At 41.2% G+C, this 17,332-nt stretch carries 10 protein-coding genes; all 10 read right to left on the reverse strand.

The window, feature by feature from the left end; translation table 11 throughout:
• Positions 1-62 precede the first annotated feature (62 nt).
• Positions 63-2,396 (reverse strand): aerobic respiration two-component sensor histidine kinase ArcB, encoded by a 2,334-nt coding sequence (arcB, locus tag ACMZOO_RS06135; protein WP_440905839.1) that lies wholly within the window; start codon positions 2,394-2,396, stop codon positions 63-65.
• 112 nt (positions 2,397-2,508) lie between these two features.
• Positions 2,509-3,693, reverse strand: coding sequence for an elongation factor Tu (gene tuf / locus ACMZOO_RS06140; RefSeq protein ID WP_440905840.1), 1,185 nt, complete (start codon positions 3,691-3,693; stop codon positions 2,509-2,511).
• Positions 3,694-3,742: 49 nt separating this feature from the next.
• Positions 3,743-5,842, reverse strand: coding sequence for an elongation factor G (fusA, locus tag ACMZOO_RS06145; RefSeq protein ID WP_440905841.1), 2,100 nt, complete (start codon positions 5,840-5,842; stop codon positions 3,743-3,745).
• Between the two features lie 27 nt (positions 5,843-5,869).
• Entirely contained in the window at positions 5,870-6,340 is a 471-nt protein-coding gene (gene rpsG / locus ACMZOO_RS06150; RefSeq protein ID WP_026016621.1) for a 30S ribosomal protein S7, read from the reverse strand.
• Positions 6,341-6,417: 77 nt separating this feature from the next.
• Positions 6,418-6,792, reverse strand: coding sequence for a 30S ribosomal protein S12 (gene rpsL, locus ACMZOO_RS06155; protein ID WP_048695925.1), 375 nt, complete (start codon positions 6,790-6,792; stop codon positions 6,418-6,420).
• A gap of 154 nt (positions 6,793-6,946) precedes the next feature.
• The gene (gene rpoC / locus ACMZOO_RS06160; RefSeq protein ID WP_440905842.1) at positions 6,947-11,164 is read right to left on the reverse strand and encodes a DNA-directed RNA polymerase subunit beta'; all 4,218 of its coding nucleotides are present in this window, start codon (positions 11,162-11,164) and stop codon (positions 6,947-6,949) included.
• A 72-nt stretch (positions 11,165-11,236) separates the two neighbouring features.
• A complete protein-coding gene (rpoB, locus tag ACMZOO_RS06165) occupies positions 11,237-15,265 on the reverse strand; it encodes a DNA-directed RNA polymerase subunit beta (RefSeq protein WP_440905843.1) in 4,029 nt (1,342 codons plus the stop codon).
• A 176-nt stretch (positions 15,266-15,441) separates the two neighbouring features.
• Positions 15,442-15,810 carry a 50S ribosomal protein L7/L12 gene (gene rplL, locus ACMZOO_RS06170; protein WP_440905844.1) on the reverse strand — a complete coding sequence of 123 codons (369 nt, stop codon included), beginning with the start codon at positions 15,808-15,810 and terminating at the stop codon, positions 15,442-15,444.
• A 58-nt stretch (positions 15,811-15,868) separates the two neighbouring features.
• Complete coding sequence (rplJ, locus tag ACMZOO_RS06175; RefSeq protein WP_440905845.1) at positions 15,869-16,360, reverse strand: 50S ribosomal protein L10; 492 nt, start codon at positions 16,358-16,360, stop codon at positions 15,869-15,871.
• 264 nt (positions 16,361-16,624) lie between these two features.
• Entirely contained in the window at positions 16,625-17,329 is a 705-nt protein-coding gene (gene rplA / locus ACMZOO_RS06180; protein WP_440905846.1) for a 50S ribosomal protein L1, read from the reverse strand.
• Between the last annotated feature and the right edge of the window lie 3 nt (positions 17,330-17,332).

Genomic DNA, 17,332 nt, shown 5'->3' on the forward strand with positions numbered 1-17,332 from the left:
GTTAGGTTTTATCTCAGCAGCCTATTGGCTGCTGGATAATTTCCTAGTTTCTTTTGCAAACCTTATAAACTCGCCATCCACTGTTTTAGCACTTGTAGATCGTGCTCACAGGCATGTTTAAGCTGTTCAACTCTATCATCCAAATTTTCCCACCAAGCTGGTGAATCAGTAATTTGAATTAAATTAGCTATTTTCTGAATATGATTTAACCCCATAGAAGCAGCGGCACCTTTAATTTTATGTGCTTGTTTGCCAATTTCATCTTGGTCTTTCGCACACAGAACTGTATCTAAAATCTGCATATATTCTGCAATCAGCTTTTCAAACAATTCAAGGTTTTGCTCTAATTGGTCATAACCAATTGTATCTAACATTTGCTCTAAAAAGTCGACATCCAGTACCGCATAATCTTGATTGCTGTCTGTACGTACTGCTGTTGCTTCAATAACCTGACCTTGCTGCTCGGCAAACAAACGGTTAAATACTTTATGCACATTTTCTATTTTAATTGGTTTAGCAATAACGTCTGCCATACCTTTTTCTAAGTATTCTTCTTTGGTTTTAATCACGTTGGCGGTTAATGCCACCACAGGCGGTAAATCAGCGCCTATATCCTGCCAATGCTGCAGTACATCAAAACCTGTCATATCTGGCAATTGGATATCCAATAACACAACATCAAACTTACCCACACCAAAAGCATCAATTGCCTGCTGTCCTGTTCTGGCAACAACCACACTATGGCCGAGTTTCTTCAAAATAGAGTTAGCGACTACAATATTAAGCTCAACGTCTTCGACTAACAAAATAGACAAACCATTAACTGAAGACTCAGGTGTCGCCGATTCTGGCGCCTCAATCAAATCAAGTTTAAGCGAAACAGAGAAAGTACTACCTTCATTCATTTCACTATAAACTTCAATTTGCCCACCCATTTCATCGACTAAAATTTTTGAAATAGCTAAACCTATACCAGTACCCGTACCTGCACGAACTTCTTTGCGATCAACCTGATAGTACATAGTAAAAATGTTTTCAAGTTCTTGTTCGGGTATGCCAATGCCACTATCTATGATTTCAAAATCAACCCAAGCGAAGGTATTACGAATATGACATTCAACATTAAACTGCACATCACCTTTTAAGGTGAATTTAACCGCGTTAGCCAGCAAGTTCCACAAAACTTGGCGTAAACGAGTAGTATCGGCTTGCACCCAAGTACCTTCAGGCACATTAGAGTTAAAACTAAACTCTAAGTGTTTTTGCTCCGCCATTAAGCTGGCAACACTATTCAATTCGAATACAAAACCCGATAATTCGACCGGCTCGTAGTTAATCGCCAGTTTTTTCCGTTCAATTTTATCTAAATCTATAATATCGTTGAAAATATTACCTAGAGTGACAGCACAGGCGAATATAGTATTAACATAGTTGTGCTGTTCTTTAGTCAATTTAGAATCTTTTAAGATACGGCTAATGCCAACAATACCATTAAGTGGCGTCCTCAGTTCATGGCTGATAGTTGAAATAAAGGCGGTTTTATCGCGACTGGCTTTTTCTAACGCTTCTTGCGCTTTTTGTTTCTCCATAATGTCGCGGCCAAAACCCAATAAGCCGATGCGTTTGCCTTCATTATTAAAGAAAGGTACTTTTTTAATTAGGAAAGGTTTTTTACTGCCATCAGGGTAAGTTAACCACATGTCGTACGACAAGCTCGCATTGGTTGCGAGTACTTCCCTATCAGACGCTACTACTTTTTCAGCTATTTCTTCTGAATAAACATCCCATGGGCTCAGACCTATCATTTCTTTTTCTGTTTTGCCGGTCAACTCTTCAAACGAACGGTTACAGCCAGAAAAACGACCATTTTCGTCGCGGTAATAAATAATGTCAGGGGAGCAATCAAAACAAGAGCGCAACAAAATAGACTGTTCAATTAAGTTCTGTTGGGTTTTTTGTCTTTCTTCTATCTGTTGTTTAAGCAAACGAATGGCTTCTTCTCTTTGCAGCTCAGCACGTTTTCTTTCTTCTATCTCGTAATTTAACTGCTGGATATTGTGGCGTAAATTTAGCGCCGATGCTTTGTCTTGTTTACGTAAAGCTTCAAGCTGCTCGATAACTTGGGTTAGATGCTCGCGTGAGCGCTCTAAACGACGAATCAACTCTGAGATAAAATATAGAACCCAAGGCATGGTCAACAAAGTTAACAATACAGGATCTAGATAGGATTTAGCTTCAACTTCGCCATATAAAAAATAATTGAGCACAGTAACTTCAACAAAAGTAATACCGAGTGCCAACATAAAAAAGAATAAGCTAACTCTGAGTGTACCGAATCGATTGACAACTTTTGCGACCCGCTCAGGCCAAGATAATTTTGTGGTTTTTTTAAGCATGGATAGAAGTATATTTAATCGAGAATAGAAAGAGCTAACTGTATATCACAAGCCAGCTAGATATACAAAAAAGGCGCCGAAAGGCGCCTTTTAAATTAACAGCAACTGTTAATTAAGCGATGATTTTAGCTACAACGCCAGCACCAACGGTACGACCACCTTCACGGATTGCGAAGCGTAAACCTTCGTCCATCGCGATTGGTGAAATCAATTCTACTACCATTTGGATGTTGTCGCCTGGCATTACCATTTCTACGCCTTCTGGTAACTCAACTGCACCAGTTACGTCAGTTGTACGGAAGTAGAACTGTGGACGGTAACCTTTGAAGAATGGAGTATGACGACCACCTTCTTCTTTTGACAATACGTATACTTCAGACTCAAACTTAGTGTGAGGAGTGATTGAACCTGGCTTACATAATACTTGGCCACGCTCTACGTCATCACGCTTAGTACCACGTAATAATGCACCAATGTTCTCACCTGCACGACCTTCGTCTAACAATTTACGGAACATTTCTACACCAGTACAGGTAGTTTTTTGTGTATCACGGATACCTACGATTTCAATCTCGTCACCAACATTGATGATACCTGACTCAACACGGCCTGTTACTACAGTACCACGACCTGAGATTGAGAATACGTCTTCTACTGGCATCAAGAATGGCTTGTCGATGTCACGCTCTGGCTCTGGGATGTATGAATCTAAAGCTTCACCTAATTCAACAATTTTCGCTTCCCAATCAGCTTCACCTTGTAATGCTTTTAATGCAGAACCTTGGATTAATGGTAAGTCGTCACCTGGGAAATCGTATTCTGAAAGTAATTCACGTACTTCCATTTCTACTAATTCTAATAACTCTTCGTCATCTACCATGTCACATTTGTTCATGAATACGATGATGTAAGGTACACCTACCTGACGTGATAACAAGATGTGTTCACGTGTTTGTGGCATAGGGCCATCTGCAGCACTTACTACTAAGATTGCGCCGTCCATCTGTGCAGCACCAGTGATCATGTTTTTAACATAATCCGCGTGTCCAGGACAGTCTACGTGCGCGTAGTGACGTGTTGGTGTGTCATATTCAACGTGTGAAGTATTGATTGTAATACCACGCTCACGCTCTTCTGGTGCATTGTCGATTGACGCGAAGTCTTTTGCTTCACCACCGTGTACTTTAGCTAATACTGTTGTAATAGCTGCAGTTAGAGTTGTTTTACCATGGTCAACGTGTCCGATTGTACCTACGTTAACATGCGGTTTAGTACGTTCAAATTTTGCTTTAGCCACTTTCAATTACCTTTTTATTTGAGACTTCTGTAGAAGTCCTTCCTAACAATTAAAAATTACGTGATTCAATGATTTGATCAGTTACATTTTTCGGAGCTTCACTGTAATTCAGGAACTCCATCGAGTAAGACGCTCGACCTTGAGTTTGTGAACGCAAATCAGTCGCGTAACCAAACATCTCAGCCAATGGAACCTTAGCTCGAACAATTTTAATACCGCCAGGGCCGTCTTCCATACCGTCAATCATACCGCGACGACGATTAAGGTCACCCACAACATCTCCCATAAAATCTTCAGGAGTGGTTACTTCAACTTTCATAGTCGGTTCAAGTAACACTGGGTTTGCCTCTGCGGCACCTTTTTTAAAGCCCATAGACCCAGCAATTTTAAACGCCATTTCGTTAGAGTCAACATCATGATACGAACCATCGAATAATGTAACTTTAACGTCAAGAACAGGATAACCAGCTAATACACCAGATTTCATTTGTTCTTCTATGCCTTTACCAACTGCAGGTATATATTCTTTCGGAATAACACCACCGACGATAGCGTTTTCGAATGTGTATCCAGCGCCTTCTTCATTCGGTTCAATCTTCAACCAAACATGACCATATTGACCACGACCACCTGATTGGCGAACGAATTTACCTTCAACTTCAACTGCGGAACGGATAGTTTCACGATAAGCAACCTGAGGTTTACCTACGTTTGCTTCAACTTTGAACTCGCGTCTCATACGATCAACGATAATGTCTAAGTGAAGTTCACCCATACCAGAGATGATAGTTTGACCAGATTCTTCGTCTGTTTCAACACGGAATGAAGGATCTTCTGCTGCAAGTTTGCCTAAAGCTATGCCCATTTTTTCTTGGTCAGCTTTTGTTTTCGGCTCAACTGCTACAGCAATAACCGGCTCTGGGAATTCCATACGCTCTAACGTAATAACGTGATCTGAGTCACACAAAGTATCACCCGTTGTCACGTCTTTCAGACCAATCGCAGCTGCAATATCACCAGCACGAACTTCTTTAATTTCTTCACGCTTATTAGAGTGCATTTGAACTATACGTCCAAAACGCTCTTTTTTCGCTTTAACTGGGTTATACACGGCATCGCCAGAGTTAACCACACCAGAATAAACACGGAAGAAAGTTAAAGTCCCAACAAATGGGTCGGTTGCGATTTTAAATGCTAATGCAGCGAATGGCTCGTCATCACAAGAATGTCGTTCACCCTCGGATTCGTCTTCATTAATACCTTTAATAGCAGGCACATCAGTTGGTGAAGGCATAAATTCAATCACTGCATCTAATACAGCTTGAACACCTTTGTTTTTAAACGCAGAGCCACAAGTACATAAAACAATTTCATTGTTTAACGTACGTTTACGCAACGCTTGTTTAATTTCACCTTCTGATAACGGCTCACCTTCAAGGTATTTGTCCATCAACTCTTCCGAAGCTTCAGCGGCTGCTTCTACCATTTTTTCGCGATATTCTTCTGCTTCATCTAACATGTCTGCAGGAATATCTTCATAGGCAAAAGTCATACCTTGGTCAGCTTCATTCCAATTGATGTATTTCATCTTGATTAGATCGATAACCCCAGTGAAGTGATCTTCAGCACCAACAGGTAACTGAATAGGCACTGGCACTGCGTTTAATCTATCTTCAATTTGATTTACAACGGCAAGGAAATCTGCACCTGCACGGTCCATCTTATTAACAAAGACCATACGTGGAACATGATATTTATTCGCTTGACGCCATACTGTTTCCGACTGAGGTTGAACACCAGATGAAGCACAAAATACCACCACAGCACCATCTAATACACGTAAAGAACGTTCAACTTCAATGGTGAAGTCAACGTGTCCAGGGGTATCAATAATGTTTACGCGGTGTTCTTCGAACTGTGCATCCATACCACGCCAAAACGTGGTAGTGGCTGCAGAGGTGATAGTAATACCACGCTCTTGTTCTTGCTCCATCCAGTCCATAGTTGCGGCACCATCGTGCACCTCACCTATTTTGTGAGATAAACCAGTATAAAATAACACACGTTCAGTGGTTGTTGTTTTACCAGCATCTACGTGAGCACAGATACCGATATTACGATAACGCTCAATAGGAGTTTTGCGAGCCACAATATATATCCTCTTAGATTGGACTGATTACCAACGATAATGAGCGAATGCTTTGTTGGCTTCTGCCATGCGATGAACGTCTTCACGCTTCTTAACGGCAGTACCTTTGTTTTCTGCTGCGTCTACAATTTCTGCGGCTAGACGCTGTGCCATAGATTTTTCACCACGCTTACGAGCAGCTTCTACTAACCAACGCATACCTAATGTATTACGACGAACTGGACGTACTTCTACTGGAACTTGGTAGGTTGAACCACCAACACGACGAGATTTAACCTCTACAGAAGGACGAACGTTATCTAACGCAGCTTCAAATACATCTAAATGCTCTTTAGTTGATTTGTCAGCAGCGATGTCTAATGCACCGTATACGATTTTTTCTGCGATTGATTTTTTGCCGTCTAACATAACGACATTAACGAATTTTGCTAATAGTTCACTATGGAACTTAGGATCTGGTAGGATTTTACGTTGACCTACGACTCTTCTTCTTGGCATTGTATTGCTCCAATTTTTCAGGGATAACCCAAAACTAATTAATTTACTTGCTTGGCCTTACTCTTATCGGAGAACCGTTAAGCCTTAGGTCTCTTAGCACCGTACTTAGAACGGCCTTGGCGACGTTTAGTAACACCTGCACAGTCCAAAGAACCGCGAACAGTGTGATAACGCACACCTGGTAAATCTTTAACACGACCACCACGAATAAGAACAACACTATGCTCTTGTAAGTTATGGCCTTCACCACCGATGTATGAAGTTACTTCAAAACCGTTGGTTAAACGAACACGACATACTTTACGTAATGCTGAGTTTGGTTTTTTAGGTGTAGTCGTGTAAACACGAGTACATACACCACGACGCTGTGGGCAAGCTTCTAAAGCAGGAACGTTACTTTTAACGATCTGTTTTACACGAGGCTTACGCACGAGCTGGTTAATAGTTGCCATTAACTGCTCCTAACAATAAATAAGCGTTTAAAAATGAAAAATCCGCGCCCCTATTTCTAGAGGCCGCGGAATTTTAATGTTCAAGGAATGAACTGTCAATGAAAACCCGAAATCTTGCCGACATTTAACGGCATTCGGGTTAAATCACTAAACTTTATTCTGCATCATTGTTGAAATCAGCGTTAAGTGCATCGGTTAATGCACGTTCTGCTTCATCAGCCGTTACTGAAGTATCAACAACTGGCTCTAACGCATTGTTACGTTTAGCTTGACGTTTTTGGTGATACGCAAAACCAGTACCAGCTGGAATTAAGCGACCAACAATTACGTTTTCTTTCAAGCCACGTAAGTCATCGTTTTTACCACTTACTGCTGCTTCAGTTAATACACGTGTCGTTTCTTGGAACGACGCTGCTGAAATAAATGATTCAGTTGAAAGTGATGCTTTAGTGATACCCAATAATTGGTATTCGTACTTAGCACCTTCTTTGCCTTGTTCAACCATTTCACGGTTAGCGATATTTACCACAGCTACTTCAGCTGTTTCACCAGCTAAGAACTGAGTATCACCGCTTTGAGTGATTTCGCACTTACGTAACATTTGACGGACGATAACTTCGATGTGTTTATCGTTAATTTTTACACCTTGTAAACGATAAACTTCTTGTACTTCGTTAACGATATAGTTACATACGTCTTGAATACCACGTAAACGTAAAATGTCGTGTGGAGATTCCGGACCGTCGGCAATAACCTCACCACGTTCAACTTGTTCACCTTCAAACACGTTTAATTGACGCCATTTAGGGATCATCTCTTCGTGTTGAACACCAGCTTCAGCCGTGATAATTAATCGACGTTTACCTTTAGTTTCTTTACCGAAAGAAACTGTACCTGAAATTTCCGCAAGAATTGCTGGATCTTTAGGTTTACGTGCTTCAAACAAGTCAGCTACGCGTGGTAGACCACCCGTGATATCACGAGTTTTTGAGCTCTCTTGAGGAATACGCGCTAACGCATCACCCGAGTGAACCATAGCGCCGTCTTCAAGGTTAATTAACGCACTACCAGGTAAGAAGTATTGAGCTGGCATATCAGTACCGCTCATGTTAACCGCTTGACCTTTCTCATCGACTAAACGAATCGCTGGACGCATTTCTTTACCCGCACCGGTACGATCTTTAGGATCAATAACCACTATGCTAGATAGACCAGTTAATTCGTCTGTTTGACGAGTAATAGTTACACCATCAACCATGTCAGCAAACTGAACTTTACCCACTACCTCAGTGATAATTGGGTGAGTATGCGGGTCCCAGTTAGCGATTGTTTCGCCTGCTGTAACTGCATCACCGTCAGCTTTATTTAATACGGCACCGTAAGGAATTTTATAGCGTTCTTTTTGGCGACCTTGTTCGTCAATTACGGTTAATTCACTTGAACGTGAAGTAATAACAATGTTGCCATCAGCATTGGTTACAAATTTAGCTTTTGCTAATTTGATTGAACCATCAGTTTTTACTTGAACGCTGTTTTCAGCCGATGCTCTAGATGCCGCACCACCGATGTGGAAGGTACGCATGGTTAACTGAGTACCAGGCTCACCGATTGACTGTGCTGCAATAACACCAACCGCTTCACCTTGGTTAATAATATGACCACGTGCTAAGTCACGGCCATAACAGTTACTACAAACACCATAGTCATTGTTACAAGTAATTACTGAACGAACTTTTACTTCGTCAACCGAATTAACTTCTAATAAGTCACACAAGCCTTCGTCGATCATCACATTACGTGCAATCAATACTTCGCCATCAGGACCAATTACGTCTTCAGCTACAACACGACCCAATACACGCTCACGAAGTGGTTCAACAACGTCACCACCTTCGATTAACGGACGCATCCAAGTACCATTTTCAGTACCACAGTCTACACCCATTACCACCATGTCTTGTGCAACGTCAACTAAACGACGCGTCAAGTAACCTGAGTTAGCGGTTTTAAGTGCCGTATCGGCCAAACCTTTACGCGCACCATGCGTTGAAATAAAGTACTGTAGTACGTTTAGACCTTCGCGGAAGTTCGCGATAATTGGTGTTTCGATGATTGAACCGTCCGGTTTTGCCATCAAACCACGCATACCAGCTAACTGACGAATCTGCGCCGGGCTACCACGAGCACCAGAGTCAGCCATCATATAGATAGAGTTAAAGCTAGCTTGCTCTTCTTCTTCGCCTTTAGCATTGATAACTGTATCTTTAGATAAGTTATCCATCATTGACTTAGCTACACGTTCGTTAGCAGAAGACCAAATATCGATGATTTTGTTATATTTCTCACCAGCTGTTACAAGACCTGTTTGGAACTGCTCTTGAATTTCACTTACTTCAGCTTCAGCTTCATCAACAATTGCTTTTTTCGCTTCAGGGATAACCATGTCATCAATACCAACAGAAGCACCTGAAAGCATTGCGTAATGGAAACCTGTATACATAATTTGGTCAGCAAAAATGACAGTGTCTTTCAAACCTAACTGACGGTATGAAGTATTCAACAAACGTGAAATCTGCTTCTTACCCATAGCTTGGTTAATAATGTCGAACGGCATACCTTTAGGTAAAATTAACGACAAAATTGCACGGCCTGCTGTAGTATCAATGATTGAAGTTGTAGTTACTTCTTCGCCATTGTCATCGAATAAAGTTTGCGTTAAACGAACTTTACAACGAGTGTGTAATTCAACAGCACCAGTACGGTATGCTTTTTCAGCTTCTTTTGCGTCTTTAAATACAGTACCTTCACCTTTACCGTTGATCTTGTCGCGCGTCATATAGTACAAACCTAATACAACGTCTTGCGAAGGAACGATAATCGGCTCACCATTCGCAGGTGATAAAATGTTGTTGGTAGACATCATTAACGCACGCGCTTCTAATTGCGCTTCTAACGTTAATGGTACGTGTACCGCCATTTGGTCACCGTCGAAGTCAGCGTTGTACGCAGCACAAACTAACGGGTGTAAATGGATTGCTTTACCTTCAATTAATACAGGTTCAAATGCTTGAATACCTAATCTGTGAAGTGTTGGTGCACGGTTTAATAATACTGGATGTTCACGAATTACTTCGTCTAATACGTCCCAAACCTCTGGTGCTTCGCGCTCTACTAATTTCTTAGCAGCTTTAATAGTTGTAGCTAAACCACGAAGTTCTAATTTACCGTAGATGAAAGGCTTGAATAATTCCAATGCCATTTTTTTCGGTAAACCACATTGATGTAAACGCAAAGTAGGACCAACTGTAATTACAGAACGGCCTGAGTAGTCAACACGTTTACCCAATAAGTTTTGACGGAAACGACCTTGTTTACCTTTGATCATGTCTGCCAAAGATTTTAACGGACGTTTGTTAGAACCTGTAATAGCACGACCACGACGACCATTATCTAATAATGCGTCTACTGCTTCTTGTAACATACGTTTTTCATTACGTACGATAATGTCAGGTGCAGCTAGGTCTAATAAACGTTTCAAACGGTTATTACGGTTAATAACACGACGATATAAATCGTTTAGATCTGAAGTTGCGAAACGACCACCGTCCAAAGGTACTAATGGGCGTAAATCTGGTGGAAGAACTGGTAACACAGTCATGATCATCCAAATCGGATCATTGCCAGACTGATGGAAAGCTTCCATTAACTTCAAACGTTTAGTGATTTTTTTACGTTTAGTTTCAGAGTTAGTTTCTGGTAACTCTTCACGCATTTCTTTGATTTGTTGAGCTAAATCGATATGGCGTAATAAATCTAAGATAGCCTCAGCACCCATCTTAGCTTCAAACTCATCACCGTACTCTTCTAATGCGTCTAAATAATCTTCTTCATTTAATAACTGGCTGCGCTCTAACGAAGTCATGCCAGGCTCAGTTACTACGAATGATTCAAAGTACAATACACGCTCAATATCACGTAATGTCATATCTAACATTAAACCGATACGAGACGGTAAAGATTTTAAGAACCAAATATGTGCAACTGGGCTTGCTAATTCAATGTGACCCATGCGCTCACGACGCACTTTAGTTAACGTAACTTCAACGCCACATTTTTCACAAATAACACCACGGTGCTTAAGACGTTTGTATTTACCACACAAACATTCGTAATCTTTTACAGGACCAAAAATACGCGCACAGAACAAACCGTCTCTTTCAGGTTTGAAAGTACGGTAGTTGATAGTTTCTGGTTTTTTAACTTCACCAAAAGACCATGAACGGATCATGTCTGGTGACGCTAAACCAATCTTGATACTGTCAAATTCTTCAGTTTTATTCTGCTGCTTGAGAAACTTCAGTAAGTCTTTCACGCTGATTCTCCACTCGGAGTTAAAATCCTAAGCAGCGGTTTACACCGCTGCTCTCGCCTTAGCCGTCGAAGTTTATTCTTCTTCCAACTCTATATTGATACCCAATGAACGGATTTCTTTCAACAATACGTTGAACGACTCAGGCATGCCTGGTTCCATTTTATGGTTACCATCTACGATGTTCTTATACATCTTAGTACGACCGTTAACGTCATCCGACTTAACCGTCAACATTTCTTGTAACGTGTAAGATGCACCGTAAGCTTCTAATGCCCACACTTCCATCTCACCGAAACGCTGACCACCGAATTGAGCTTTACCACCCAATGGTTGTTGCGTAACAAGACTATAAGAACCAGTTGAACGTGCATGCATTTTGTCATCAACCAAGTGATTCAATTTCAGCATGTACATGTAACCAACAGTTACTTTACGCTCAAATGGGTTGCCAGTACGGCCATCGTATAACTGAATTTGACCACTTGTTGGTAATCCAGCTAAAGTAAGAAGTTGTTTAATTTCAGCCTCTTTCGCACCATCAAATACAGGTGTTGCAACTGGTAAACCAGCTTTCAAGTGGCTAGCTAAACGACGAACTTCTTCATCGCTAAAGCTTGCGATGTCAACAACTTGTTGTCCACCACCAACGTTATAAACTTCTTGTAAATAATTACGTAACTCGTGCAATTCACGTTGCTCAGCTAAAAGCTCATTGATCTTGCGACCAATACCACGTGCAGCCGCACCTAAGTGAGTTTCTAAGATCTGCCCCACGTTCATACGTGATGGTACACCCAATGGGTTAAGTACTATGTCAACAGCTTCACCATTTTCATCGTACGGCATATCTTCAATTGGAAGAATTGTCGAGATAACACCTTTGTTACCGTGACGACCCGCCATTTTATCACCAGGTTGAATTTGACGCTTAACCGCAAGGTATACTTTAACAATTTTAAGTACGCCAGGCGCTAGGTCATCACCTTGAGTGATCTTGCGACGTTTTTCTTCTAATTTCTTATCAAATTCAGCGCGAGTCTCTTCGTATTGCTCAGCAATTTGCTCAAGCTCTTCTTGAAGTTCTTCTTCTGCTAAACTTTGTTTGAACCACTTAGCTCTGTCTAATGAATCTAATACAGATTCTGCGATGCCTGCTCTTAGTAATAAAGCACGCGCACGAGCGAAGATGTCATCTTCTAAAATCTTCATTTCAGTTGAAAGGTCTTTCTTAACCTCAGCAACTTGCATCTGTTCAATTTCTTTCGCACGTTGGTCTTTTTCAACACCGTCACGCGTGAATACTTGAACATCAATTACTGTGCCACTAACACTGTTTGGTACACGTAATGAGCTATCCTTAACATCTGATGCTTTTTCACCGAAGATAGCTCTTAGGAGCTTCTCTTCTGGGGTTAATTGGGTTTCACCTTTAGGTGTTACTTTACCTACAAGGATGTCACCACCTTTAACTTCGGCACCGATATAAACAACACCAGATTCATCAAGCTTAGATAAAGCAGATTCACCAACATTAGGAATATCAGAAGTAATTTCTTCTGGACCTAATTTAGTATCACGTGCGATACAGCTTAATTCTTGAATATGGATTGTGGTAAATCTGTCTTCGTCAACAACACGCTCAGAAACTAGGATTGAATCCTCAAAGTTATAACCATTCCAAGGCATGAAGGCGATACGCATGTTTTGACCTAACGCCAACTCACCTAAGTCAGTTGAAGGACCATCAGCTAATACGTCGCCACGCACTACAGGCACACCCATTTCTACAGTTGGGCGTTGGTTAATACAAGTATTCTGGTTAGAACGTGTGTATTTAGTTAAGTTGTAGATATCAATACCAGCTTCACCCGGTACAGTTTCAGATTCGTTAACTTTAACTACGATACGGCCAGCATCAACATAGTCGATTACACCACCACGTTTAGCAACAACAGTTACACCAGAATCGATTGCTACTGTTTTTTCAACACCAGTACCAACTAACGGCTTATCAGCACGTAATGTAGGTACAGCTTGACGTTGCATGTTCGAACCCATTAATGCACGGTTAGCATCATCGTGTTCTAAGAACGGAATCAATGACGCAGCAACAGATACGATTTGTTGTGGTGACACGTCCATATAACGAACGTCTTCAGAATTCATTAAAGTAAATTCGTTTTTGTAACGACAGTTTACCAATTCATCGGTTAAACGACCGTTTTCATCCGTCGCAGCACTCGCCTGCGCGATTACGTGGTTGCCTTCTTCAATAGCTGACAAGTATTCAATCTCGTCAGTTACTTGACCATCAACAACTTTACGGTAAGGCGTCTCTAAGAAACCAAAATCATTAGTACGCGCATAGCTTGCTAATGAGTTGATCAAACCGATGTTTGGACCCTCAGGCGTTTCGATTGGACATAAACGACCGTAGTGAGTTGGATGTACGTCACGTACTTCAAAGCCAGCGCGCTCACGGGTTAAACCACCTGGACCTAATGCAGAAATACGACGTTTATGCGTAACTTCTGACAATGGGTTATTTTGGTCCATAAATTGTGATAATTGGCTAGAACCGAAATATTCTTTAACCGCTGCAGAAATTGGCTTAGCGTTGATTAAATCTTGTGGTGTTAAGTTTTCTAAATCACCTAAGCTTAAACGCTCTTTCACTGCACGTTCAACACGAACTAAACCAACACGGAATTGGTTTTCAGCCATTTCACCAACACTACGGATACGACGGTTACCTAAGTGGTCGATATCATCCACTTCGCCTTTACCATCACGAATGTCGATCAAGGTTTTCATTACATCAGTAATGTCTTGATTTGAAAGTGTACCTTCACCAACTAATTCTTCGCGTTGAACACGACGGTTAAACTTCATACGACCTACGCTTGATAAGTCATAACGCTCGTCGTTGAAGAATAAGTTTTCGAATAATGCTTCAGCAGCTTCGCGTGTTGGTGGCTCACCAGGACGCATCATGCGGTAAATTTCAACTAATGCTTCTAAGCGATTCGTTGTTGAGTCTACACGTAAGGTTTCTGAAATATAAGAACCGTGATCTAAATCGTTAATATAAAGCGTTTCTAATGATTTATGACCTGCTTTACTTAACTCAGCTAAAAGCTCTAAAGTTAATTCAGAGTTTGCTTCTGCGATCACTTCGCCAGTTGACTCATCAATGTAAGATTTTTTCAAAATCTTACCGATTAAATATTCAACCGGAACTTCTAATTCGGTAATGTCAGCTTTAGCGAGTTGACGAATGTGGCGCGCAGTAATGCGGCGACCTTTTTCAACTAATACTTCGCTGTCTGCACCTACAATATCAAACGCAGCCGTTTCACCTAATAAACGCTCAGGTACTAATTGCATTAAACAGCTAGCGTCTTTAATTTCGAAAGTTACAGATTCGAAGAATAAATCTAAGATTTGTTCTGCGCTGTAATCTAATGCACGTAAAATGATAGTCGCAGGTAATTTACGACGACGGTCAATACGCACAAATAAGTTATCTTTTGGATCGAATTCAAAATCCAACCATGAACCACGGTAAGGAATAACACGTGCGTTATATAACACTTTACCTGAAGAGTGTGTTTTACCTTTATCGTGGTCAAAGAATACACCTGGCGATCTGTGTAATTGAGATACGATTACCCGCTCTGTACCATTGATAACGAAAGTACCGTTATCTGTCATCAGAGGGATTTCACCCATATATACTTCTTGTTCTTTGATGTCTTTAATCGTACCAGCCGGTGCTTCTTTATCGTATAAAACAAGTCTGAGTTTTACGCGTAATGGCGCAGAGTAGGTGACACCTCTGACTTGACATTCTTTAACATCAAATACGGGTTCGCCCAAGTGGTAACTAACATACTGTAATTCAGCGCTACCAGAATAACTAACGATAGGGAATACAGAGCGGAAAGCAGCTTCCAGACCGTATTGACCATCTGGGTCTGCATCTATAAATTTTCGGAAAGAGTCTAACTGGATGGAAAGTAAGTACGGTACATCCAGAACCTGTGGACGCTTACCAAAATCCTTACGAATGCGTTTCTTTTCGGTATAAGAATAAGCCATGGGGTTCCTCAGCTTGCTGATTCGATGATTTAACAGTTATACGGACTGTTAAAACCTATAATCAAAATCGACTTTTGGTGAGCTTATTTAGCGCAAAGCTCTATAGCGCAAAAAGGCCGGTGCTTTTAAAGCACCAGCCCTTGCCTGTTAAGGCGAATAAACTGTTAGAAAACAGCTTATTTAACTTCAACTTCAGCACCAGCTTCTTCAAGTGCTTTCTTAAGTTCTTCAGCTTCTTCTTTAGAAGCAGCTTCTTTGATTGGAGCAGGAGCGCCGTCAACCAAACCTTTAGCTTCTTTAAGACCTAAGCCAGTCGCGCCACGTACTGCTTTGATAACAGCAACTTTGTTAGCACCAGCAGCTTTAAGAATAACGTCAAATTCAGTTTTCTCTTCAGCAGCTTCACCAGCGCCAGCAGGACCAGCAACTACAGCTGCAGCTGCAGATACGCCGAATTTTTCTTCCATTGCAGAAACTAATTCTACAACATCCATTACAGACATTTCTGCAATAGCTTCAATGATTTGGTCTTTAGTGATAGACATAATCTCTAATCCTAATAAATAATTTTTAAACTAATGTAAATTCAAGCCGCACTTAAAATTAAGCAGCTTGTTCTTTCTGATCGCGAATAGCTGCAATTGTACGAACAAGTTTGCCAGCCGCTGCTTCTTTCATACAGCTCATCAACTTCGCCAAACCTTCTTCGTAAGTTGGCAATGATGCTAAAACTTCTACGTCAGCAACTGCACCTTCAAACGCAGCACCTTTGATTTCGAACGCTTTGTTCGATTTAGCAAACTCTTTCAAGATACGAGCTGCCGCACCTGGGTGCTCGTTTGAGAATGCAATCAAAGTTGGACCTACGAATAGTTCAGTTAAACATTCGTAGTCAGTGCCTTCTACCGCGCGACGTGCTAATGTATTACGAACAACTTGAAGTTGAACGCCTGCTTCACGAGCTTGCTTACGCAAAGTCGTCATAGCATCTACTGTAACACCACGAGAGTCAGCAACAACTGCAGAAAGTGCACCTTTGGCAGCTTCGTTGACTTGAGCGACAATTTCTTTTTTGCCTGCGAGTCCTAATGCCATTAGTGTAACTCCTGGATATCCTAGATATAATCTAGATTAAAATAACCCCAAAACAACAATGCCTTGGGCGTGATTTACGGATTAGGTCCAGAAGAGGATTAAATCTTCGAGGTTCCTTCACCGTCTACGTAGGATAATTAAGTAATTCAGATATTTATCTGAATTGCCCCTACGGTCTTGGACGTGAGCCTTACGGCACGACCTTAAATTTGGCCGCGAAGTTTAACCAAACTTCGCGGCCAAGTAAAGCTTTTAGTGCAACTATTAAGCAGTTACAGTTGTCAAGCTAGCTTGATCAACTTGTAAACCAGCGCCCATAGTAGTAGATAAGCTAACTTTAGCTATGTACTGACCTTTAGCTTGTGCTGGTTTAGCTTTTTTCAATGCGATGATTAAAGCTTCTAAGTTTTCTTTCAACTGAGCTTCGCTGAAATCAGCTTTACCTATAGTTGAATGAACGATACCGTTCTTGTCGTTGCGGTAACGAACCTGACCAGCTTTAGCATTTTTAACAGCGTCAGCAACGTTAGGTGTTACAGTACCAGTTTTAGGGTTAGGCATTAAACCACGTGGACCTAAGATAGTACCTAATTGACCAACAACACGCATTGCATCAGGAGAAGCAACAACAACGTCAAAGTCTAATTCACCTTTTTTAACTTGCTCAGCTAAATCTTCCATACCAACGATGTCAGCACCAGCTTCTTTAGCAGCTTCTGCATTTGCACCTTGAGTGAATACAGCAACACGTACTGTACGACCAGTACCGTGTGGTAATACTGTAGCACCACGTACGTTTTGATCAGATTTACGAGCGTCAATACCAAGGTTTACAGCAACGTCTACGCTTTCAACGAATTTTGCAGTCGCGAATTCTTTTAATAAAGCAACAGCTTCGTTGATTTCATATTGTTTGGTAACGTCTACTTTTTCGCGGATAGCGCGAGCTTTTTTACTTAATTTAGCCATTGA

It is taken from the genome of Catenovulum sp. SX2, assembly GCF_052056295.1.
Taxonomy (GTDB): Bacteria; Pseudomonadota; Gammaproteobacteria; order Enterobacterales; family Alteromonadaceae; genus Catenovulum.